We start from the raw sequence: 22,665 nt of genomic DNA on the forward strand, positions 1-22,665 counted from the left end.
TCCGCGCCGGGATCCGTCAGACCAATCAGGCCTCTGCCGACTCCGGATACTCATACTCAAACACCCGGACCACTTCCGACGCATGCCAGGACGCGGCGGCCACGCCGTCGGAGGGGCCGGAAAAGCGCCCCAGGCGTTCCACGCATTCAAAGAAACCGGTGCGTGGCAACCGGCTGGCGCCCTGACTGATGACCAGCGAGCTGCGCAACGGCTGCTCGGCCCGGGCGTCCAGCGCCGCCAGATGTTCAAGGGCGGCGGTCAGGGTCTGCATGGCCGGGCTGGGCAGCTGCAAGCGCTCCAGCAAGGCACGATACGTCAACAAATGGCGCTGGCGGCGCGCCTGGTCCAATTCACCCAACAACCCATCCCAATGCTGCCGACTGATGCGTACACTCACGATCCTTCCCTCCACCCCGGCACCGTCAATTCCCAGGCCAGACTACGCCGAATCGCAGCATCGGGCTGACGCTCGCCGCTTTCGATCATGGCCAGATAAGACGGGCTGATACCTACCGTGCGGGCCAGCGCCTCGATGGCGATGCCCTTCCCTTCGCGCAAACTGCGTAATTGATCCAGGCCAGGAAGAATCTGGTCCGGTGCCGCCGCGTATTGGGCCTTGGCCTCTTGCGGCGGTGCTTGATGGATGCCTGCGGCCCTCAACAACGACTGGTACTGCTCCCACGGCAAAACCGCGTACTCGGGCTCTCCGTCGCGTGTGATTATCTGAATATCCATCTCTACCCCGTAGGACGATGACACTTAGCGAGTCAGCCTTTTCCTTAGAAGTGTAATCCTAAATGACGGCCAAGGTCGCGGGGTGATGATCGACCGACGGGAAACCAACAGAATCAGGGCTTTTTCTGTTCCTGGAGCTGGAGTTGTCGAGGGGTATCGGGGAGTCTTTCGACCCGTGCGAGCTTTTCGGGAGATTGGCTATCACGCCAGGCACGGAAGGCACTGAGCTCGTCATCGAGGGTTTTCATGATCCACGCCAGCACGGCGATATCATCGATCATGCCAAACATCGGCAGCAGGTCCGGAATCGCATCCAGGGGGCTGAGGAAATACATGAGCCCCGCCACCACCGACAGCAGCGACTTGGCACTGACCGCCCGGTACTCACCGCGCCAGTAAGCCAGGCACAACGCCTGCAGCAAACGCAGATCGTCCTTGAGTTTCCCCAGGCGCCCACCCTCCCGGGCGCCTTTGCGGGCGACGGCAAACAACAGCGTCGGCAATCGGCCACGCGCCAGCAGCCGTCCCGCCAAAGGCAGAAAGCGTGCAAAATTCCACGGTGCCTTCATTTTTTCTTCCTACTGAAATGTTATCCACACAAATTGTGGATAACCTTGTGAACAGAGCTATGTTTCCACGCTGAAGCCCGCGTTTCATAAGGGCCGAGCTCAGATCGGGCGTTTTTTACTCACATAAAAAAACCCAATATTTCATTGACTTGACAGGCTGACTGGGTCTAGCACAGCGCCTGTATTGCCTATGACTGTCGTCTGCGATGTGCGTTCGGTTTTTTCGGATTTTCCGTAGCCCGGATGCAACAACGCCCCGCATAAGCGAGGCGTTGTCGTTATAGCAGACGCGATTACTTGGCTGCGTCTTCTTTTGCCGGATCCTTGATCGCCAGCAGTTCCAGGTCGAAGACCAGAACCGAGTTGGCAGGGATCGCAGGGCTCGGGCTCTGGGCACCGTAGGCCAGGTCGCTCGGGATGTACAGCTTGTACTTCTCGCCGACATGCATCAGTTGCAGACCTTCAACCCAGCCCGGGATCACGCCGCTGACCGGCAGGTCGATCGGGCTGCCGCGTTCCACGGAACTGTCGAACACGGTGCCATTGGTCAGCTTGCCGGTGTAGTGGACAGTCACGACGTCGGTCGGCTTGGGTTGCGCGCCGTCAGCTTTCTTGACCACTTCGTACTGCAAACCGGAGGCGGTAGTGGTCACGCCAGCCTTCTTGCCGTTTTCCTCGAGGAATTTCTTGCCGGCGGCCGCCGACTCTTCACTCATCTTGGCCATGCGCTCTTCGGCACGCTTTTGCAGTGCGGCAAAGGCTTCAACCAGTTCTTCGTCTTTCAGCTTCTGTTCTTTCTTGCCGACGGCATCTTCGATGCCTTGGGCGACCGCTTTGGAGTCCAGGTCGTCCATACCTTCCTGAGCCAGGCTTTTGCCCATGTTCAGGCCGATACCGTAGGAAGCTTTCTGCGCCGGGGTTTTCAGCTCAACGCTGGTCTGCGAGTCGCAACCTGCGAGTACCAGGCCAACCAGGGCAACCGCCGCCGCCAACCGATGCTGTTTCATGCTATTTCCTTGTTCATGCGCCTAAAGGGCAATCGAATAAAGCCGCGAGCTTATCAGGCCGCCACGACCAATGGCTACCGGCATGTGAGCCGAAAACCGGGGATAAGTTCAGGTGCCACAAATGCTTTTTGATCCTGTGCAGATGAAGCATCTGTCATCTATTACATACAGGGACCTATCGCCGCGCCCTGGGGTCGACAAATAATGGCCACTTGCCGGCCGCGCGGCACTGAGGCATAAGGGCGTATCAAAAAAACAAGGAAGTGACCGTGCGCCTCCTCTCTCGCATTTTCCTGCTGCTCCTCGTACTGGTACTGGTCGTCGTGGCCGTGGTGCTTTATTACATTGCCAATCCCCGGCTGCCGTTCTACACCCCCGTCGAACAGGTGCACTACCTGGACCAATGGAGCGCCGCCGAGCGCCAGACGTATTACTTCACACCCCAGGGGACGCAGGTCAAAGGCCTGCGCTACGAGTGGTTCACGGCTCTCGAACTGCCATTCTCGCAGCAGCGCTTCGCGTCGCCCGAATACCTGGCGCGCTTCGGCTTTCTGGTCGACCCGGCGCAGAAAGCCTCGCAGAACAATCCCGGCAACCTGCCGGTGGGTTTTGCGCGGCACCAGAACCCGGGCAGCACCGAGCAGTTCCTGGACATCACCTGCGCCGCCTGCCACACCGGCGAATTGCGCTTCAAGGGTCAGGCGATACGGATCGATGGCGGCTCGGCGCAACACGTCCTGCCCTCCAGCGTACCGACGTTGCGCGGTGGCAGCTTCGGACAAGCACTGGTCGCCAGCCTCGCCTCGACTTACTACAACCCCTGGAAATTCGAACGCTTCGCCCGCCAGGTCCTGGGCCAGGACTACGACGATGCCCGCCACGACGCGTTGCGCAAGGCATTCAAGGACTCTCTGGATACGTTCCTGCGGGTCGCCTGGAATGACACCCACCGCGGCCTCTATCCCACCGAAGAAGGACCGGGCCGCACCGACGCGTTTGGTCGCATCGCCAATGCCAGTTTCGGCGATGCCATTTCGGCGACGAATTACCGGGTCGCCGACGCCCCGGTGGATTACCCGCAGTTGTGGGACATCTGGACCTTTGACTGGGTGCAATGGAACGGCTCGGCCCAACAGCCGATGGCCCGCAACGTCGGTGAAGCGCTGGGTGTGGGCGCCACGCTGAATTTCTTCGATGCCCAGGGCAAGCCGTTGCAGGGCGATGCGCGCTACCCCTCCAGCGTACGCGTGCGCGATCTGCATACGATCGAAGAAACCCTGCAACTGCTCAAACCCCCGGTATGGCCGGAAGCGCTGCTGGGTTCGATCGATAAACCTCTTGCCGCCAAGGGCCGGGCGCTGTTCGCCGAAAACTGCGCCGGCTGCCATGTGCCTGAAGTCGTCCAGGGCCCTGACAGACCGGTCCAGCAATTGCACATGCTGCCGGTGAAGGTGATCGGCACCGATCCGGGCACGGCCAATAACATTGCCGACCACCGCTTCGATTTGACCAGCCTGCAATGGGACCCGGCCGAACTGGCCAAACTGGACGTGCAACTGCACCCTGCCCCCGCGCAACCGCTGGACCTGGGCCAGGTTTCGGTCGCCAAGGGACTGGCCTACGTCACGGCCTTCGTGGAGAACCGCGCTTACCGCGACGCCGGCGTCACTCCGGTCGAGCGGCCGGCCATGGATGGTTTCGGCCTGCCCATCGGCGTACGTGAACTGCGCGCCTACAAGGCCCGGCCGCTGGTCGGCGTCTGGGCCACGCCACCGTTCCTGCATAACGGCTCCGTGCCGACGATCTATCAGTTGCTGTCCCCTCAGGACGAACGAGCGACCACCTTCTATAAAGGCAGCTTCGAGTACGATCCCCGGCACCTGGGCTACCGCACCGAAGCCTTCACCAACGGATTCCTCTTCGACACCCGGCTCACCGGCAACCACAACAGCGGGCATGAGTTCCGCGCTGGCGAGCGGGGTAACGGGGTGATCGGTCGCCTGCTGCAACCGCAGGAACGCTGGGCATTGCTGGAGTACCTCAAGGTGCTGGGCGGGCCACTGGAGTCGCAACTGTGATGATGAATCTCTCAGGCAAAAGGACTGACCCATGCTGATCACGCTCTGGCTGCGCCTCGGCGCCTTTCTGGGCAAGACACTCCTGTGGCTGCTGGGCATCGGCTTGCTCGGCTGGGCGCTCGCCACGGCGTGGTTCGCCTGGCAACACAGCGGACCGGTGTCGGACAAGGAGCAGATACCGCCGGGCGAAGCCGCCATGACCCAGGAGATCATCCAGACCGCCATCCGCATCGTCGATCAGCATCGTGAAGGCACGCGCTATCTGCGGGACGCCCATGCCAAGGCACATGGCTGCGTGATGGCCGAGGTCCAGGTGCCGAATGACCTTCCAGCCCCCCTGCGCCAGGGCGTGTTTGCCGAGCCGGGAAAGGTCTGGCAGGCAACGATGCGCCTGTCCAACGGCAATGCGTACCCGCAATTCGATAGCCTGCGGGATGCGCGAGGGATGGCCATCAAGCTGTTGAACGTGCCAGGCAAGCCACTGCTGGCGGACCGACAGTCACAGGGTGAACAGGATTTCGTAATGTTCAATCACCCGAACTTCTTCGTCAGTGATGTCGCCGAGTACCGTCAGAATGTGGCCGCCCAGGCCGACGGAAAAAAAGTGATGGCGTTCTTTCCAGGACTGGACCCGCGCACTTGGCAGTTTCGCCATCTGTTCATCGCCCTGGCGACACTCTCACCACCTCCCGCCAGTCCGACCCAGACTACGTATTTTTCGGTATCGCCTTACAAGTTCGGCGAGGCCAACGCCAAGTTTCGTGTAGCGCCAGACCCGGACAGTTGCCCAAGCTATACCCTGCCGCCGCAAAACCAGGCACTGCCGAATTTCCTGCGCAGTGCGTTGCATCAGCAGTTATCCACAGACCGGGTACCGGCGTGTTTTGTCCTGCAGATCCAACGCCAGGACCCTGGCAAATACATGCCGATCGAGGACACCAGCATTGAATGGCGCGAAAGTGACGCACCGTTCGAGACGGTGGCGCGAATCAAGGTACCGCCCCAGGATTTCGACAGCCCCAAGCTGAACCTGGCCTGTGACAACCTGTCGTTCAATCCGTGGTTCGGCATCGAGGCGCACCGCCCCATCGGCGGTATCAACCGCTTGCGTAAGGCGGTGTACGAGGCGGTCAGCGATTACCGTCACAGCCGGAACGCCGAGCAGTAGATAAACGCCTCGGGAATGATCGTTCCCACGCTCCGCGTGGGAACGCAACCAGGGACCGCCAAGGCGTACCGATTCAAACAGCAGACAGCAAAAAGCCCACTCAATGAGTGGGCTTTTTGCTGATGACCTGGCGTTCAGTATTCCAGGCCATCGAATATGGCGCAGCGGACGGGACTCGAACCCGCGACCCCCGGCGTGACAGGCCGGTATTCTAACCGACTGAACTACCGCTGCGCGTAACATTGAAAGCTTGGTGGGTGATGACGGGATCGAACCGCCGACATTCTGCTTGTAAGGCAGACGCTCTCCCGGCTGAGCTAATCACCCTGCACTTTCGATGCGGGGCGCATTCTCTCACAGTTTTTTGTAACGTGCTGATTTAATTGCAAAACTCAGAAAAAAAAATGAAAAAGGTGCGACAAACAGCCAAAACCCGGCCTCAGCAGCCTTCATTACGCAGATGAGCAACCGTCTGCACCAGTCCCTTTCACTGGCACGTGCCCAGTTCCATATTCGACGCCTTCAGCTGCAAGCGTGTCTTGCAAATAAACTCGCTGAATAGAGGTCCGGCGATCAATCGCCTGCCGCAGTCGCTCCTGGCATTGGGCCCATGCTTCCTGATCCACTCGGGATTGACGCATCAAATCAAGCATCGCCTCTTTAGCTTCGACATACTCGTCCCAGGCATCCTGCGCCTGAAGCCTCAGACGTTCTCGTTCCCCCATTTCCACGCGTCTTAGCATCAGCTTGACCTCATCGACGATCACAGGACCGAGCGTAAATTGCGGGCGGTGAGGGGCTTTGAAACGCTCCGACTGCATGATTCTGGAGCGCGCCTGTTGTACGCCCCAGGCCAGCGCGCAAGCTAGTTTTTCACCGGCGTGACGGTCATGGAGCTCTTCGCAAATCACAGCACCGTCGGCCGCATACACCCCTATGAAGACCTGAATCCCACGCTCCAGTGTCAGCCGGGCCTGTACCTCGACCTGTCGTCCATCGTCAAGAAGGTCATTATAGATTTTGCCAGGCAGACGCCTGTCAACCCAAAGCCAGTACTGTGCGCTTCTACGTCGCATGGAGCGTCCTCGCTTGTTATCGACGCAGTTAGGCACAGGTGATCCCGTTTGCCAAACCCAACTGTCGGGACGGCACCGCAGTCGCGGCGGCAAGTCGGGAAAATCAACGCCGCAGGCCGGCTCGCGTTGATCGCGACAGGCACGAGCGGTCAAAAAAGACGGAAAGGTGGGGTGCCATCGAGGCGGCAAAAGCATCGCGACGGTGTACTTGAAACCGTGGCGAGAGTGGATCCGAATGGAATTCCAGACACAAAAAAAGCGGCTCAAGGCCGCTTGTTTTTTGGCTTCCAGGTGTTCAGTGGGCCTGGATAAGCAAATATGGCGCAGCGGACGGGACTCGAACCCGCGACCCCCGGCGTGACAGGCCGGTATTCTAACCGACTGAACTACCGCTGCGCGTAACACTTGGAAACGAATGGTGGGTGATGACGGGATCGAACCGCCGACATTCTGCTTGTAAGGCAGACGCTCTCCCGGCTGAGCTAATCACCCTTCGCTTTCGGTGTGGCGCGCATTCTACGGAGCGTCCTCCACGCTGGCAAGCACTTTTTAAATTAATTTCCTCAGGTCTTCCAAAGGCTTAGCGAAGGGTTGGCCTATGGCGCCGCGAAGAGAATAATGCCCTCCTTTGTATAAAGGAGAGATTCACCCCATGTGGTTCAAAAACCTGCTTATCTATCGCCTGACCCAAGATCTGCCTTTTGATGCCGAGGCGTTGGAAACTGCACTGGCCAGCAAACTGGCGCGTCCATGTGCAAGCCAGGAGTTGACCACTTACGGTTTCGTCGCGCCCTTCGGCAAAGGCGAAGACGCTCCCCTGGTGCATGTCAGCCAGGATTTCCTGTTAATCGCCGCGCGCAAGGAAGAGCGCATCCTGCCTGGCAGCGTCGTACGCGATGCAGTGAAGGAAAAGGTCGAAGAGATCGAAGCCGAACAAATGCGCAAGGTCTATAAAAAGGAACGGGACCAGATCAAGGATGAAATCATCCAGGCGTTCCTGCCACGTGCATTCATTCGTCGCTCCTCTACCTTCGCCGCCATCGCGCCGAAACAGGGGCTGATCCTGGTCAACTCCGCCAGCCCGAAACGCGCCGAAGACCTGCTCTCCACCCTGCGCGAAGTCATCGGCTCGCTGCCGGTGCGTCCACTGACGGTCAAGACCGCACCGACCGCCGTCATGACCGACTGGGTCAAGACCCAGAAAGCTGCGGACGACTTCTTCGTGCTGGACGAATGCGAACTGCGTGACACCCATGAAGACGGTGGCATCGTGCGCTGCAAGCGCCAGGACCTGACCAGCGACGAAATCCAGCTGCACCTCAACACTGGCAAGGTGGTGACGCAACTGTCGTTGGCCTGGCAGGACAAGCTGTCTTTCGTTCTCGACGACAAAATGGTGGTCAAGCGCCTGAAGTTCGAAGATTTACTGCAGGACCAGGCGGAGCAGGACGGTGGCGATGAAGCCCTCGGCCAACTGGACGCCAGCTTCACGCTGATGATGTTGACCTTCGGCGAATTCCTGCCAGCGCTGGTTGAAGCGCTGGGTGGGGAAGAGACACCACAGGGGATTTAACGCAATAGCATCACCTCTGTGGGAGCGAGCCTGCTCGCGAATGCGTCAGATCAGTCAACATCAATGTTGCTGATGCACCGCTTTCGCGAGCAGGCTCGCTCCCACATTGGTTTTGTGTGGTTTCAATTACTAATAACAAGGATCTGGTCATGCGCGCATTGGCTGCACTGAGCCGCTTCGTCGGCAATACCTTCGCTTACTGGGTACTGATTTTCGCCATCGTGGCATTCCTGCTGCCGGAGTGGTTCGTGGATCTGAAGGTCGCCATCGTGCCCTTGCTGGGGCTGGTGATGTTCGGCATGGGCCTGGCGCTCAAGCTGGATGACTTTGCCGAAGTGGCCCGCCGTCCTGGGCGTGTGGCCCTGGGTGTGATTGCCCAGTTCGTCATCATGCCCGGTTCCGCATGGCTGCTTTGCCAAGTGTTCAGCCTGCCGCCGGAGATCGCCGTCGGTGTGATTCTGGTGGGCTGCTGCCCGAGCGGCACGTCGTCCAATGTCATGACCTGGCTGGCGCGCGGCGACCTGGCCCTGGCCGTGGCAATCTCCGCGATCACCACCCTGCTGGCTCCCCTGCTGACCCCGGCCTTGATCTGGTTGCTGGCCTCGGCCTGGTTGCCGGTGTCGTTCTCGGCGCTGTTCTGGTCGATCCTGCAAATCGTCCTGTTGCCGATTGCACTGGGCATCATCGCCCAACGCCTGTTGGGTGCCCGGGTTCGTCATGCTGTAGAAGTGCTGCCGCTGATATCAGTGGTGAGCATCGTGATCATCGTGGCGGCGGTGGTGGCGGCCAGTCAGCCGAAGATCGCCGAATCCGGCCTGCTGATCATGGCCATTGTGATGTTGCACAACAGCTTCGGTTACTTGCTGGGGTACTTCACCGGGCGCTTGTTCGGCCTTCCATTGGCCCAACGCAAGACCCTGGCGCTGGAAGTGGGCATGCAGAACTCCGGGCTGGGCGCGGCCCTGGCGAGTGCGCATTTCTCGCCGCTGGCGGCGGTGCCCAGCGCGTTGTTCAGCGTCTGGCACAACATCTCCGGGGCGTTGCTCTCAACCTACTTCCGCCGCATGAGCGAAAAGCAGGACCGCGAAGCGCTCGCCGCCGGCCAAGCGGTCGATTGAAAACAGGCTTGATCGAGTGCCCGGGAATGGGCACTCTACCCTTTCAGCGCGGGGACGACCCCGCCACTTGATCCCGTCCGCCGATCAAGTGTCAATCCGGGGACGACCCCATCCACTGATGGAGGTGCTTGATGTCCTGGATCATTCTGTTTTTTGCCGGCCTGTTCGAAGTCGGTTGGGCTGTCGGCCTCAAATACACCGACGGCTTCAGCCGCCCGCTCCCCACTGCATTGACGATTGCAGCCATGGCGATCAGCCTCGGCCTGCTCGGCCTTGCCATGAAGGAATTGCCACTGGGCACGGCCTATGCGATCTGGACCGGAGTCGGCGCCGTGGGCACGGTGATCGCCGGGATTATTCTATTTGGTGAGTCGATGGCGCTGGTTCGGTTAGTCAGCGTGGCGTTGATCATTGCGGGATTGATCGGGCTTAAAGTCAGCGCCTAGACCCTTTTGCAAATGGAGCCTGGGGAAGCAGGGTCTGTGGGAGCAAGGCTTGCCCGCGATAGCGATCTCAAGACCGCCATCGCGGGCAAGCCTTGCTCCCACAGATTGAGGCCTCATAAGGCCTGAGTGTTTACCTGGCACTCCCGCGCAACTCGCCGACCAACGCTTGCAGCTTGGCCGGCTCGGCCATCTCCATCGCCACCGCCGGCCCAGCCACCAGGGTCACCCGCGACCAGAACCGCCGGAATAAGCCCTTGGCCGGATCGCGGCTGAAGAAACTGCCCCATAAACCCTGCAAGGCCAGGGGAATCACCGGCACCGGTGTCTCCTGCAGGATGCGCGTCAAGCCGCTCTTGAACTCATTGATCTCACCATCAGCGGTCAACTTTCCTTCAGGAAAGATGCACACCAGCTCGCCATCCTTCAGATATTGCGCGATCCGCGTGAAGGCCTTTTCATAGATGTGAATGTCTTCCTGACGCCCGGCAATCGGAATGGTCCCGGCAGTGCGGAAGATGAAATTCAGCACCGGCAGGTTGTAGATCTTGTAGTACATCACGAAGCGAATCGGCCGACGCACCGCGCCGCCAATCAGCAACGCATCGACGAAGGAAACGTGATTGCAAACCAACAGCGCGGCACCTTCATCGGGAATCGCGTCCAGATTGCGGTGCTCCACGCGGTACATGGAATGGCTCAGCAACCAGATCATGAAACGCATGGTGAACTCGGGGACGATCTTGAAGATGTAGGCGTTGACGCCGATGTTCAGCAGCGACACCACCAGGAACAGTTGCGGGATCGACAGTTTGGCCAGGCTCAGCAACACGATGGAGACAATGGCCGAAACCACCATGAACAAGGCGTTGAGAATATTGTTGGCGGCAATCACCCGGGCCCGTTCGTTTTCGGCGGTGCGCGACTGGATCAGCGCGTACAGCGGCACGATGTAGAAACCGCCAAACACGCCAAGGCCAAGGATGTCGACCAGCACCAGCCAGGCATGGCCGAAGCCGAGCAATTCGAGCCAACCGTGGCCGTTGACACTGTCGGGGATTCCACCGGAATGCCACCACAACAACAGCCCGAACACCGTCAGGCCGAACGAACCGAACGGCACCAAGCCGATCTCGACCTTGCGCCCGGAGAGTTTTTCGCAGAGCAGCGAACCCAGGGCGATCCCCACCGAAAACACCGTGAGGATCAAGGTCACCACGGTTTCATCGCCGTGCATCCAGTCCTTGGCGTAAGCCGGGATCTGCGTCAGGTAAATCGCCCCGACGAACCAGAACCAGGAGTTGCCGACGATAGAGCGGGACACCGCCGGGGTCTGCCCCAGGCCCAGTTTCAGGGTGGCCCAGGACTGGCTGAAGATGTTCCAGTCCAGGCGCATCTGCGGCGAAGCGGCCGCCGCCCGGGGAATGCCGCGGCTGGCCAGGTAACCGAGCACGGCGATGCCGATGATCGCGGTCGACACCACCGGTGCATAGTGGGCCGAGGACATCATGACCCCGGCGCCAATGGTGCCGGCGAGGATCGCCAGGAAGGTGCCCATCTCCACCAGGCCGTTGCCGCCGACCAGTTCGTCCTCGTGCAGCGCTTGCGGCAGGATCGAATATTTGACCGGACCGAACAGCGCCGAGTGGGTACCCATGGCGAACAGCGCCACCAGCATCAGCGACAGATGATCGAACAGAAAGCCTACGGCGCCGACTGTCATGATGACGATTTCGCCAAGCTTGATCAGACGAATCAACGCATCCTTGGCGAATTTTTCCCCGAACTGCCCCGCCAGCGCCGAAAACAAAAAGAACGGCAGGATGAACAGCAGTGCGCACAGGTTGACCCAGATCGAACGATCACCCTCGATGGTCAGCCGATAGAGAATGGCGAGGATCAGCGACTGCTTGAACACATTGTCGTTGAAGGCCCCGAGGGATTGCGTGATGAAAAACGGCAGGAAACGCCGCCGGCGAAGCAAGGTGAACTGCGAAGGGTGACTCATCTTCCATGTTCCTGAGTGGCGTGGACGCTTATTGGAATAACGTTTTTTTATCCAGGCCACACATTAACCTACGGCACGTCGCTTGGGAGCCGCCGGGCAATTATTTCGCCAGCCCGGCAATGCACGGCGACACGAACAACTCACCGTGCCAGGCACCCGATACCGTGCGCCAGCCGACGATCAGCCACAGCACCACCAGCATTACCACCAACAGGCAACCGAACAGGCTGAAGAACCCCAAGCCCAACAGGCTCGCCAGTTTCAGCGTCGTCAATGCGTACACACCCAAGGGGAAGGTAAAGCCCCACCAACCGAGGTTGAACGGGATGCCTTCGCGCAAGTAACGCGCCGTGATCAGCAGCGCCATCAGCATCCACCAGAACCCGAACCCCCATAGCGTGACACCGGCCACCAGCCCCAGGCCGGCGGCGATTTCACCGACGCCAGGCATGCCATTGGCAGCAAAGATCATCGGGGCCTCGCCGCCGAGCACCAGCATGCCCAAGGCCCCTGTGCCGATTGGTCCCAGTGCCAGCCAGCTCGACGCCGCCATGTTCTCGTGAGGCAGTTTGTGCAAGGCCATGCGCAGCAGCAGAATTGTCAGAATGCTGAACGCCACCGGTAGGGAAAAGGCCCAGAGCACGTAGCTGATGACCAGCATGACCAGTTGCGAATGGGCGCTTGCCAGGTGCGGTGCCAAGAGCCCGCCGCTGGCGGCTGCGACTTCGGCAGCCACCACCGGCAACAGCCACACGGCGGTCATCTGGTCGATCCGGTGCTCCTGCCGGGTGAACATCAGGAACGGGATCAACACGCCACAGGCCAGGGACATTGCCACATCGATCCACCACAACGCCTCGGCCAGCGACACCACGGCGTTTCCCCAGCGCGGCAGGCCGAACACCAGGAAACCGTTGATGATGGTCGCCAGCCCCATGGGAATGGTGCCGAAGAACATCGAGACTGTTGAATGGCCGAAAATCCGCCGCGCCTCATCGAAGAACAACACCCAACGGGCAGCGTACAAACCGCTGAACAACACAAACAGCAGGATGTTGAACCACCACAAACCTTCACCCACGACACGCAGGCCAGGCAGATTACCCGGCCACTGGACCAGGGCCAGGGCGAGTACGCCGGTGCCCATGGTCACGGCGAACCAGTTGGGCGTGAATTGGCGAATGGCTTCCAACGGCCTGGGCAAGTGGCTGAGTGGGCGCAAACGGCTTGTTGCAGGGCAGCATGTCATGACGAACTCCAGTCCCCGGTTGAGGTGGAGTGATCTTAGAGCCGGATCGAATATCGATATAACGGGTAATTTCTCTATATGTTATCTGTTTTACAGATAATCAATCAGACACTGCCTTCGCTTTCGATCACCAGGATTCTCGCCGCTCCCTGGGGCTTGGCCACATGTTCGGCCCCGACCGATGCGTAGAAGATATCCCCAACCCCCAGCAAGGTCTCCTTTTCGACACCCTCCTCCCGGTAGCACATCTGCACGAGCCCATCGAGCACCACGAACACTTCCTGAGCATCGTTGACGTGCCATTTGTACGGCTGATCGGTCCAGTGCAGGCGGGTGGTGATGCCGTTCATGTTGGCGATATCCAATGCGGCCCAGGCACGGTCGCCGGTGAAGGATTTGCTGCGAATAATCTTCAAGGAGGTTCAACCGGAAAAATGACGAGAGGCCAAGGCTACCTCAATTCAACCGTTTGCATTCAACGGATCAAGGTCGAACACCATCGCCTGCCGGTTTCGCGGCCTGCCGCAACAGCCCCAGCAACGCAGCGCTCGCCAACAGGATCAGCACCAGACCATAACCATCGGTTGTCGGGATCAACCCGAACACCCGCGTCAGGTTCCCGGCCAGCAGTGACGGCAAGCTGAAAGCCAGGTAACTGAGCACATAGAATGCCGACATCAACCCCGCCCGCTGATGGGGCAAGGCCAGCGGCATGATGCTGCGCAACGCACCGAGGAAACCCGCGCCGAAACCGCTGCCGGTCACCAGCGTGCCGATGAAGAACAACGGCAGGCTCCCCGTGTGCGCGGCGATCAACACCAGCGCGAGGCCGGTTATCAACAAGCTGGCGGCAAGACGCAGCATCTTTTCTGCGCCCTGGTTGCGCAGCGTGTAAATGGACAAGGCTCCGGTGAGCGTCAGGGCCGCCACCAATGCACCGCCGATCAGGTTGGAGGTCGATCCGGTCGCTGTCCGCACCAGGGACGGCGCCAACGACAGATAGAAACCGCCCACCGCCCAGGCCGCCAGGTTCAACGGCAGCACCAGCCACAAGGGCCGCCGCGCCTGTGTCGGCACATGCAAGGTCGGGCGCAGGGACTGCCAGGCCCCGGGTTGCGGGCTGACGCTTTCCTTCAGGCGCCAGAGATAGATGGCCTGGGCCAGGAACAGGCCCAGCAACAGCCAATAGGTCAGTTGCAGGGGCAACGGCGCGAACTCCGCCAGCAAACCACACCCCAGCGCTCCGCAGGCCATCCCCAGCAAGGGCGCGACACTGGTGATCAACGGGCCTTGCTGACGATCGAAGTCCAGCAGCGCGGCCCCCAGCACACTGGTGGCCATGCCCGTGGCGAAGCCCTGGATCAACCGGGCCCCGATCAGCCAAGCGATGCTGTCGGCATTGATAAACATCAGCATCGCCAGCATGTTGAGCAACAGCGCCACGAAGATCACCGGTTTGCGACCCAGGTAATCCGACAACGACCCCACGGTCAGCAAGGCCGCCAACAGACTGAAGGCGTATACGCCGAAGATCAGCGTGAGGATCGCCGGGGAAAACTGCATGTGTTCCTGATAGAGGTGATACAACGGCGTCGGCGCGCTGGAGGCGGCGAGGAAACCGAGCAAGGTGACAGCCAGGAATATCAGGCTGGCACGGGTCGAAGCTGGACGGGACATGGGCACACTCCGCAGAAGCTGTTCACAAAAATATCAGCAAAAGCTAATTTTTTGCTTTTTCCGAGTGTGCTCCCGAGGTGCGCTTAAAGCAAATTCTTTGTGTTAAGGTCCGATCCATGGCTATTAAAGAAGGTTTACGCCCCGGCGGCAGAAGCGCCCGGGTACAAGAGTCGATCCATTCGGCCGTTCACGCCCTGCTCCAGGAACAGGAACGCGCCACGCTGACCGTGCCGCAAATTGCCGCGCGCGCGGGTGTGACGCCGTCCACCATCTACCGGCGCTGGGGTGACCTGCCGGCGCTGCTGGCCGATGTCGCCGTCGCCCGCATGCGCCACGACAGCGAACCGGCCAACACCGGCAGCCTGCGCGGCGATCTGCGCGCCTGGGCCGAGCAATACCTCGACGAAATGAATTCCGAACCCGGTCGCAACATGATGCGCGACATCCAGGCCTGCGCCACGCCAGGGCATTGCGTGGGGATCATCAGCGCTCAGTTGCGGATCATTCTGGAACGGTATCCCGATGAGCCAAATCCTGGCATCGAGCGGCTGATCAATGTGATGGTGGCGCCGACGGTGTTTCGCATTCTCTTTGCCAGCGCGCCGCTGGAGGTTGAGGAGTTGTATCGGTTGATTGATATCGCGCTGGCTCAGTAAGGCAGCCATCGCGAGCAGGCTCGCTCCCACAGGGAACAGGCGGCGCACGCCGGATCTGTGAATGGTCCATAACCCTGTGGGAGCGGGCTTGCTCGCGAAGACGACTTTACGTTCACCATTGATGCAAGCTGACCCGGCGCTTTCGCGAGCAAGCCCGCTCCCACATTTTGTTCTGCAGTGGATGAGAGATTCATGACCGCTGCGAATCCCTTGTGGGAGCGAGCCTGCTCGCGATGAGGCCCGCAAATCCACAGCATGACCCGAGTGCGACACCCCACCACGCCCCGACCTTGGTCGACACTGACGAACCCGAGCGGGCATGCGAGACTGTCTTGCCGGGCCCAAGCCCCGGTGTTCTTCGTTCAGGAGTTTCCATGTCGTTGTCCAGCGGGCTGATCGCCGTCGTTGCCCTGGCCTATATGGCCATCATGTTCGCCATCGCCTTCTACGGCGACCGGCGCAGCACGCCGTTGCCTCCACGGGTACGGGCGTGGGTCTACAGCCTGTCGCTGGCGGTGTATTGCACCAGCTGGACGTTCTTCGGCGCGGTGGGCCAGGCAGCCGAACAGCTCTGGTCATTCCTGCCGATCTACCTCGGGCCGGTCCTGCTGCTGGTGCTGGCGCCGTGGGTCCTGCAAAAAATGGTGATGATCAGTAAACAGGAGAACATCACCTCCATCGCCGACTTCATCGCCGCCCGCTATGGCAAGTCCCAGTCGCTGGCGGTGGTGGTCGCGCTGATCTGCCTGGTGGGCGTGCTGCCCTACATCGCCTTGCAGCTCAAGGGCATCGTGCTCGGAGTGAACCTGTTGATCGGCGCCGGCGCCGATGCCATGGGCACCCGCGCCCAGGACACCGCCCTGATCGTCTCGCTGATCCTGGCCTTGTTTACCATCGTGTTCGGCACTCGCAACCTCGATGCCACCGAACACCACCGCGGCATGGTGCTGGCCATTGCCTTCGAGTCGCTGGTCAAGCTGTTCGCCTTCCTCGCGGTCGGCGCCTTCGTGACGTTCGGTCTCTACGACGGCTTCGACGACCTGTTCGACCAGGCGATGCTCGCACCGCGCCTGGAGCAATATTGGAAAGAAACCATCAACTGGCCGTCCATGGTGGTGCAGACCGGGGTGGCGATGATGGCGATCATCTGCCTGCCGCGTCAGTTTCATGTGACGGTGGTGGAGAACATCGAGCCCCAGGACCTGCGTCTGGCCAAGTGGGTGTTCCCCGCCTACCTGGCCCTCGCCGCGCTGTTCGTGGTGCCCATCGCCCTCGCCGGACAAATGCTGTTGCCCAGCTCGGTGCTGCCGGACTCGTTCGTCATCAGCCTGCCGCTGGCGCAGGCCCATCCGTCACTGGCGTTACTGGCGTTCATTGGCGGCGCCTCGGCGGCAACCGGCATGGTGATCGTCGCGAGCGTGGCCCTGTCCACCATGGTGTCCAACGACATGCTGCTGCCCTGGCTGTTGCGTCGTAACAACGCCGAGCGGCCGTTCGAAGTGTTCCGCCAATGGATGCTCTCGGTGCGTCGGGTCAGCATCGTGGTGATCCTGCTGCTGGCCTATGTCAGCTACCGCCTGCTGGGTTCCACCGCGAGCCTGGCGACCATCGGCCAGATTGCCTTCGCCGCCGTCACCCAATTGGCGCCCGCCATGCTCGGCGCGCTGTACTGGAAACAGGCGAACCGCCGCGGTGTATTCGCCGGCCTCGCCGCGGGGATTTTCCTCTGGTTCTACACCCTGGTGCTGCCGATCGCTGCCCACAGCCTGGGCTGGTCCCTGAACACGTTCCCGGGCCTGGCCTGGCTGCATGGCAATCCATTGCATCTGCCGATCAGCCCGCTCACCCAGGGCGTCGTCCTGTCCCTGGCCGGTAACTTCACGCTGTTTGCCTGGATCTCGGTACTGTCGCGCACCCGGGTGTCGGAACACTGGCAGGCCGGACGCTTCATCGGCCAGGAGATCAGTGCCCGCCCCAGCGCCCGGTCGATGCTGGCGGTGCACATCGAAGACCTGCTGCAACTGGCGGCACGCTTCGTCGGCGAGGAACGGGCGCGCCAGAGTTTCATCCGCTTTGCCTACCGCCAGGGCAAGGGCTTCAACCCAAACCAGAACGCCGACAGCGAATGGATCGCCCACACCGAGCGCCTGCTGGCTGGTGTGCTCGGGGCATCGTCGACGCGGGCCGTGGTCAAAGCCGCGATTGAAGGTCGGGAGATGCAACTGGAGGATGTCGTCCGGATCGCTGACGAAGCTTCGGAAGTGCTGCAGTTCAACCGTGCCCTGCTGCAAGGCGCCATCGAGAACATCACCCAGGGCATCAGCGTGGTGGACCAATCCCTCCGGTTGGTGGCGTGGAACCGTCGATACCTGGAACTGTTCAACTACCCGGACGGCCTGATCAGCGTCGGCCGGCCCATTGCCGACATCATCCGCTACAACGCCGAACGCGGCCTCTGCGGTCCGGGCGAGGCCGAAGTCCACGTCGCCCGGCGCCTGCACTGGATGCGCCAGGGCCGTGCCCACACCTCCGAACGGCTGTTCCCGAACGGCCGGGTGATCGAGCTGATCGGCAACCCGATGCCCGGCGGCGGTTTCGTCATGAGCTTCACCGACATCACCGCCTTCCGCGAAGCCGCACAGGCCCTGACCGAAGCCAACGAAGGGCTGGAGCAACGGGTGGCCGAACGCACCCGGGAGCTGTCGCAACTGAACGAAGCCCTGACCGAAGCCAAAAGCACCGCCGAAGCGGCCTACCAATCCAAGACCCGCTTCCTGGCCGCTGTCAGCCATGACCTGATGCAACCCCTCAATGCCGCTCGACTGTTCTCCGCCGCGCTGTCCCACCAGCACGACGGCTTGCCAGGCGAAGCCCGGCAACTGGTTCAGCATCTGGACAGTTCACTGCGCTCGGCCGAAGACCTGATCACCGACCTGTTGGACATTTCCCGCCTGGAAAACGGCAAGATCAACCCCGACCGTAAAGCCTTCGCCCTCAATGACCTGTTCGATACCCTCGGTGCCGAGTTCACGGTGCTGGCACGGGAACAAGGCTTGAAGTTCCGCGTTCGAGGCTCGCGACTGCGGGTCGACAGCGACATCAAATTGCTGCGGCGCATTCTGCAGAATTTCCTCACCAATGCCTTCCGCTATGCCAATGGACCAGTCCTGCTGGGCGTGCGTCGGCGCAGTGGCGAGCTATGCCTGGAGGTCTGGGATCGCGGACCGGGCATCGCGGAAGATAAGCGGCAAGTGATTTTCGAAGAATTCAAACGCCTGGACAGCCATCAGACCCGCGCCGAAAAAGGCCTGGGCCTGGGCCTGGCCATTGCCGACGGGCTGTGCCGGGTACTCGGCCATACCTTGCGCGTGCGCTCCTGGCCGGGACGCGGCAGTGTGTTCAGCGTCAGCGTACCGCTGGCCCATACGCAGATAGCCGCGCCCAGCATCGTGGCCGAACCCAACGGGCATTTGCCTAGCGGCGCACAGGTCCTGTGTGTCGATAACGAAGACAGCATCCTGATCGGCATGAACAGCCTCCTGACCCGCTGGGGTTGCCAGGTGTGGACAGCGCGCAACCGTGAAGAATGCGAGCGCTGGCTCGCCGAGGGCGGACGCCCGCAACTGGCCCTGGTGGACTTTCATCTGGACAACGGCGAGACCGGCACCGAACTGATGGCCTGGCTGCGCACCCGCATGGGTGAACCGGTACCGGGGGTCGTGATCAGCGCCGACGGCCGCCCCGAGACGGTGGCCCAGGTACACGCCGCCGGGCTGGATTACCTGGCAAAACCGGTGAAGCCGGCGGCGTTGAGGGCGTTGTTGAGTCGGCATTTGCCGTTGTAAGAAGAAACCATCTTTCTTCCTGGCACCTTAACCCTGTGGCGAGGGGATTATCCCCGTCAGGCTGCCCAGCAGCCTCCTTTGTGAGTGCTGCGCACTCAAGCGGGGATAAATCCCCTCGCCACGGGGTTTTGCGTCAACTAGGAGGCGGCATTAAGCGTTGGGTTTGGCATCGGCCTCTTCCGACAACTCAGGCAGCCCATTCTCATCCGTCGACAGCCCCCCGAGACGGTGGCCCAGGTATACGCCGCCAGGCTGGATTCTTCTTGGCACCTTAACCCTGTGGCGAGGGGATTTATCCCCGTCAGGCTGCCCAGCAGCCTCCTTTGTGAGTGCTGCGCACTCAAGCGGGGATAAATCCCCTCGCCACGGGGTTTTGCGTCAACTAGGGGGCGGCATTAAGCGTTGGGTGTGGCATCGGCCTCTTCCGACAACTCTGGCAGCCCATTCTCATCCGTCGACAGCCCCCCGAGACGGTGGCCCAGGTACACGCCGCCGGGCTGGATTCTTCCTGACACCTTAACCCTGTGGCGAGGGGATTTATCCCCGTCAGGCTGCCCAGCAGCCTCCTTTGTGAGTGCTGCGCACTCAAGCGGGGATAAATCCCCTCGCCACGGGGTTTTGCGTCAACTAGGGGGTGGCATTAAGCGTTGGGTTTCGCATCGGCCTCTTCCGGCAACTCGGGCAGCCCATCCTCACCCGTCGACAGCCGCCCGAGACGGTGGCCCAGGTATACGCCGCCAGGCTGGATTCCTCCTGACACCTTAACCCTGTGGCGAGGGGATTTATCCCCGTCAGGCTGCCCAGCAGCCTCCTTTGTGAGTGCTGCGCACTCAAGCGGGGATAAATCCCCTCGCCACGGGGTTTTGCGTCAACTAGGGGGTGGCATTAAGCGTGGGGTTTGGCATCGGCCTCTTCCGGCAACTCCGGCAGCCCATCCTCATCCGTCATCGCCCGCTCAAGCAGTTCACCCGGTAACCGCTTGCTCGCCCGGGCGCCGAGCAGCTTGAGTTGTTCGGTGCGACTGACCAGGTTGCCGCGCCCTTCCGTCAGCTTGTTGCGAGCGGCACTGTAGGCCTTGTCCAGTTGTTGCAGGCGACTGCCTATTTCATCCAGGTCCTGGATGAACAGCACGAACTTGTCGTACAGCCACCCGGCCCGTTCGGCGATTTCCCGGGCGTTCTGGCTCTGGCGCTCCTGCTTCCACAAGCTGTCGATCACCCGCAGCGTCGCCAGCAACGTGGTCGGGCTGACGATCACGATGTTGCGGTCAAAGGCTTCCTGGAACAGATTCGGCTCGGCTTGGAGGGCAGCGGAGAACGCCGCTTCGATCGGCACGAACAGCAAGACGAAATCCAGGCTGTGCAAACCGTCCAGGCGTTTGTAGTCCTTGCCGGCCAGCCCTTTGACGTGGGCCCGCAGCGACACGATGTGTTGCTTGAGGGCAAGTTGGCCGATGGTGTCATCTTCAGCGGCCACGTACTGCTGATAGGCGGTGAGACTGACCTTGGAATCGACCACCACCTGCTTGTCGCCGGGCAGATAGATCAACACGTCGGGCTGGAACCGCTCGCCGTCCGGGCCCTTGAGGCTGACTTGGGTCTGATACTCACGACCCTTCTCCAGGCCGGCGTGCTCAAGCACCCGCTCGAGAATCAACTCGCCCCAGTTGCCCTGGGTCTTCTGGCCCTTGAGCGCGCGAGTGAGGTTGGTGGCTTCATCGCTCAGGCGCAGGTTCAGCTGTTGCAGTCGCTCCAGCTCCTTGCCCAGGGAAAAACGCTCCCGGGCTTCAGCTTGATAGCTTTCCTCAACGCGTTTTTCAAAAGACTGGATGCGTTCTTTCAACGGATCGAGCAACTGCCCCAGGCGCTGCTGGCTGGTTTCGGCGAAGCGTTGCTCACGTTCATCGAAGATTTTTCCGGCCAGCTCGGCGAACTGCGCCCGCAGCGCGTCCCGTGAACCTTGCAGGTCATCCAGGCGTTGCTGATGGCTTTCCTGTTGCTCGCGCAATTCGGCATGCAGTGACGCCGCCTGGGCATCGAGCCGCCGCAGTTCGGCCTCTTTGCCGGCACGTTCCAGATTCCAGGCATGGGCCGCATCCCGGGCGTTATCACGCTCGATCTGCAACAGTTCGACCTCCCGACAGGCCGCCGCGAGTTCGGCTTGCTTGGCCCCGTTGGCCTGGCTCAGGTCGCTGATTTCGTCGCGGCAGGCATCGAGCTGGGCATTCAGGCCATCATGGGCCATGTGCGCGGTGGCCAGGCGCTCCTCCAGCAAGGCCACTTCGGTCTGCGCGGCACTGGCCTGGCGTTGCAGGTGCCAGGCCAGTGCAAGCAACGGCACCGCAGCGCCTGCCAGGCCCAACAACAGGCTGGTCAAATCCATAGCCATGACAAATCCTGCCGATCAGATAAAGCCCGAAGGTTAACCAAGCCGCTGGAAGTTGCCCAGCTCAGCCCTTCTATTTCAGTCTTCTATTTCAAGAAGCGCCTGCCGGGCCCGATGATCCCCAGCCCGGGCAGCCTGGCGCAGCAGATCCTGGCCAATGCGCCGGTCCCGGGCGTTACCGCATTCACGGCACATCAACTGACCGAGGCGGCTCTGCGCAGCCACGACACCTTCACGGGCCGGCTGCTTGAGCAGGCGCCCGGCCAGGTGCTTGACGCTGGGGCTTTCTCCGAGACGCGGGTTGTCGAGCAACCACTCAGCGACCCGCATTGACATGCGCTTGGGCGGGGTAACACTCGGGGGTGTGGAAGTAACAGGATGTGATACTGAGCGAAACTTCATAACGCACTATGAGGCAGATCGAAAGGCGCGCCACTCTACTCCTTTTTTCGTGTGGGTAAAGCCGAAAAAAACCAGCACGCCCGTGCTAGAGCAAGTGCTTGGGACAATCCACAGAAGCTGTGGATAACTCAGTGGACAACCCCCCCTGAAGGGGTCGAAAGCCCTGTGGGACGGGGCCTGCGCTCAAACTGACGATTTTTTCACCAGTAAAAAAAAGCGATGTTTTTCATTGACTTAAATTTTGGATACAGGCACCCACCCTGGATTGATGCGACATGACAGTTCGGTGACAACCCCCCTGGGGAGTGTGCACAAGTAACACCCGAAGTGGTTATATCGGTGCGCTTTCTTGAGGCATTTGGCGGTAAGCCTGGGGATAACCCGACTCAGTGGTATGACGCTCTAGCCTTGCCCTTGCGACCAAATGCAGCGGATCTGGATATTTTTTAAACAACCCGCTTCCCTTACGCCGTTCGATCCGTTAACATCCGCGCCGTTAGTACCAAGCTGAAAGTCAATTCCGGGTCGAACACATCTCCGCGGTCAGCCATGCCCAAGGGACACCTCACCGATAAAAGAGACCGACCCCCTCGATGGTTTCCAGGTAAACCTTGCGCCGACACAGCCTTTGACTGAATACAAAGGGTGTTGCCAAGTTCGTTACTCTGACCGAACC

General features: G+C 60.8%; 18 protein-coding genes and 4 tRNA genes. 7 read left to right on the top strand and 15 right to left on the bottom strand.

All coding sequences use genetic code 11. The features are described from left to right. Positions 1-25 precede the first annotated feature (25 nt). From LOY35_RS20740 to LOY35_RS20755, 4 genes are all read right to left on the bottom strand, one after another. On the bottom strand, positions 26-397 hold the full coding sequence (locus LOY35_RS20740) for a hypothetical protein (protein WP_003179080.1): 372 nt from the start codon (positions 395-397) through the stop codon (positions 26-28). Beyond that, complete coding sequence (locus LOY35_RS20745) at positions 394-735, bottom strand: helix-turn-helix domain-containing protein (RefSeq protein ID WP_258626484.1); 342 nt, start codon at positions 733-735, stop codon at positions 394-396. Before LOY35_RS20745 ends, LOY35_RS20740 begins: the two co-directional genes overlap by 4 nt. A 113-nt stretch (positions 736-848) precedes the next feature. Next, positions 849-1,304: a YkvA family protein gene (locus LOY35_RS20750; protein WP_258626486.1), complete on the bottom strand. Its 456-nt coding sequence runs from the start codon at positions 1,302-1,304 to the stop codon at positions 849-851. 293 nt (positions 1,305-1,597) lie between these two features. Next, a complete protein-coding gene (locus tag LOY35_RS20755) occupies positions 1,598-2,311 on the bottom strand; it encodes an FKBP-type peptidyl-prolyl cis-trans isomerase (protein ID WP_030142016.1) in 714 nt (237 codons plus the stop codon). A 269-nt stretch (positions 2,312-2,580) separates the two neighbouring features. On the opposite strand from LOY35_RS20755, the gene LOY35_RS20760 reads away from it, so the two are divergent. Together LOY35_RS20760 and LOY35_RS20765 are read left to right on the top strand one after the other, a co-directional pair. After that, on the top strand, positions 2,581-4,389 hold the full coding sequence (locus tag LOY35_RS20760) for a cytochrome c (protein ID WP_258626488.1): 1,809 nt from the start codon (positions 2,581-2,583) through the stop codon (positions 4,387-4,389). A 31-nt stretch (positions 4,390-4,420) separates the two neighbouring features. Further along, positions 4,421-5,557 (top strand): catalase family protein, encoded by a 1,137-nt coding sequence (locus LOY35_RS20765; RefSeq protein ID WP_258626490.1) that lies wholly within the window; start codon positions 4,421-4,423, stop codon positions 5,555-5,557. 157 nt (positions 5,558-5,714) lie between these two features. Here LOY35_RS20765 and LOY35_RS20770 read toward each other — a convergent pair. The 5 genes from LOY35_RS20770 to LOY35_RS20790 form a co-directional block, all read right to left on the bottom strand. Beyond that, positions 5,715-5,791: transfer RNA gene (locus LOY35_RS20770), tRNA-Asp, on the bottom strand. 17 nt (positions 5,792-5,808) lie between these two features. Beyond that, a tRNA-Val gene (locus tag LOY35_RS20775) sits at positions 5,809-5,884 on the bottom strand. A gap of 125 nt (positions 5,885-6,009) precedes the next feature. Beyond that, positions 6,010-6,633 carry a hypothetical protein gene (locus LOY35_RS20780; protein WP_258626491.1) on the bottom strand — a complete coding sequence of 208 codons (624 nt, stop codon included), beginning with the start codon at positions 6,631-6,633 and terminating at the stop codon, positions 6,010-6,012. Between the two features lie 319 nt (positions 6,634-6,952). Then, positions 6,953-7,029, bottom strand: a tRNA-Asp gene (locus LOY35_RS20785). A 20-nt stretch (positions 7,030-7,049) separates the two neighbouring features. Next, positions 7,050-7,125 (bottom strand) — tRNA-Val (locus LOY35_RS20790). A 160-nt stretch (positions 7,126-7,285) separates the two neighbouring features. Between LOY35_RS20790 and rdgC the strand changes: the two genes are divergently transcribed. From rdgC to sugE, 3 genes are all read left to right on the top strand, one after another. Continuing rightward, a complete protein-coding gene (rdgC, locus tag LOY35_RS20795; protein WP_258626495.1) occupies positions 7,286-8,206 on the top strand; it encodes a recombination-associated protein RdgC in 921 nt (306 codons plus the stop codon). Positions 8,207-8,355: 149 nt separating this feature from the next. Next, the gene (locus LOY35_RS20800) at positions 8,356-9,324 is read left to right on the top strand and encodes a bile acid:sodium symporter family protein (RefSeq protein ID WP_258626498.1); all 969 of its coding nucleotides are present in this window, start codon (positions 8,356-8,358) and stop codon (positions 9,322-9,324) included. Between the two features lie 131 nt (positions 9,325-9,455). Further along, positions 9,456-9,770: a quaternary ammonium compound efflux SMR transporter SugE gene (sugE, locus tag LOY35_RS20805; RefSeq protein ID WP_258626502.1), complete on the top strand. Its 315-nt coding sequence runs from the start codon at positions 9,456-9,458 to the stop codon at positions 9,768-9,770. 130 nt (positions 9,771-9,900) lie between these two features. Here the strand turns inward: sugE and LOY35_RS20810 are convergent, their stop codons facing one another. The 4 genes from LOY35_RS20810 to LOY35_RS20825 all read right to left on the bottom strand — a co-directional run bounded on the left by LOY35_RS20810 (position 9,901) and on the right by LOY35_RS20825 (position 14,701). Further along, entirely contained in the window at positions 9,901-11,775 is a 1,875-nt protein-coding gene (locus LOY35_RS20810) for an MFS transporter (RefSeq protein ID WP_258626504.1), read from the bottom strand. Between the two features lie 100 nt (positions 11,776-11,875). Further along, positions 11,876-13,024, bottom strand: a complete 1,149-nt coding sequence (locus LOY35_RS20815; RefSeq protein WP_258626506.1) for a TDT family transporter — start codon at positions 13,022-13,024, stop codon at positions 11,876-11,878. Positions 13,025-13,128: 104 nt separating this feature from the next. Then, a complete protein-coding gene (locus LOY35_RS20820) occupies positions 13,129-13,440 on the bottom strand; it encodes a cupin (protein WP_258626507.1) in 312 nt (103 codons plus the stop codon). Between the two features lie 67 nt (positions 13,441-13,507). After that, entirely contained in the window at positions 13,508-14,701 is a 1,194-nt protein-coding gene (locus tag LOY35_RS20825; RefSeq protein WP_258626512.1) for an MFS transporter, read from the bottom strand. A 116-nt stretch (positions 14,702-14,817) separates the two neighbouring features. Here LOY35_RS20825 and LOY35_RS20830 point away from each other — a divergent pair, with 116 nt between their 5' ends. Together LOY35_RS20830 and LOY35_RS20835 are read left to right on the top strand one after the other, a co-directional pair. Then, on the top strand, positions 14,818-15,357 hold the full coding sequence (locus LOY35_RS20830) for a TetR/AcrR family transcriptional regulator (RefSeq protein WP_258626515.1): 540 nt from the start codon (positions 14,818-14,820) through the stop codon (positions 15,355-15,357). Positions 15,358-15,731: 374 nt separating this feature from the next. Then, complete coding sequence (locus LOY35_RS20835) at positions 15,732-19,202, top strand: PAS domain-containing hybrid sensor histidine kinase/response regulator (RefSeq protein ID WP_258626518.1); 3,471 nt, start codon at positions 15,732-15,734, stop codon at positions 19,200-19,202. 885 nt (positions 19,203-20,087) lie between these two features. On the opposite strand, the gene rmuC is transcribed toward LOY35_RS20835, so the two are convergent. Together rmuC and LOY35_RS20845 are read right to left on the bottom strand one after the other, a co-directional pair. Next, positions 20,088-21,476 (bottom strand): DNA recombination protein RmuC, encoded by a 1,389-nt coding sequence (rmuC, locus tag LOY35_RS20840; RefSeq protein WP_258633698.1) that lies wholly within the window; start codon positions 21,474-21,476, stop codon positions 20,088-20,090. Positions 21,477-21,665: 189 nt separating this feature from the next. Continuing rightward, positions 21,666-21,989: a sel1 repeat family protein gene (locus tag LOY35_RS20845; RefSeq protein WP_258626521.1), complete on the bottom strand. Its 324-nt coding sequence runs from the start codon at positions 21,987-21,989 to the stop codon at positions 21,666-21,668. Positions 21,990-22,665: the final 676 nt, after the last annotated feature.

The sequence above is a fragment of the Pseudomonas sp. B21-028 genome (assembly GCF_024749045.1).
Lineage (GTDB): Bacteria > Pseudomonadota > Gammaproteobacteria > Pseudomonadales > Pseudomonadaceae > Aquipseudomonas.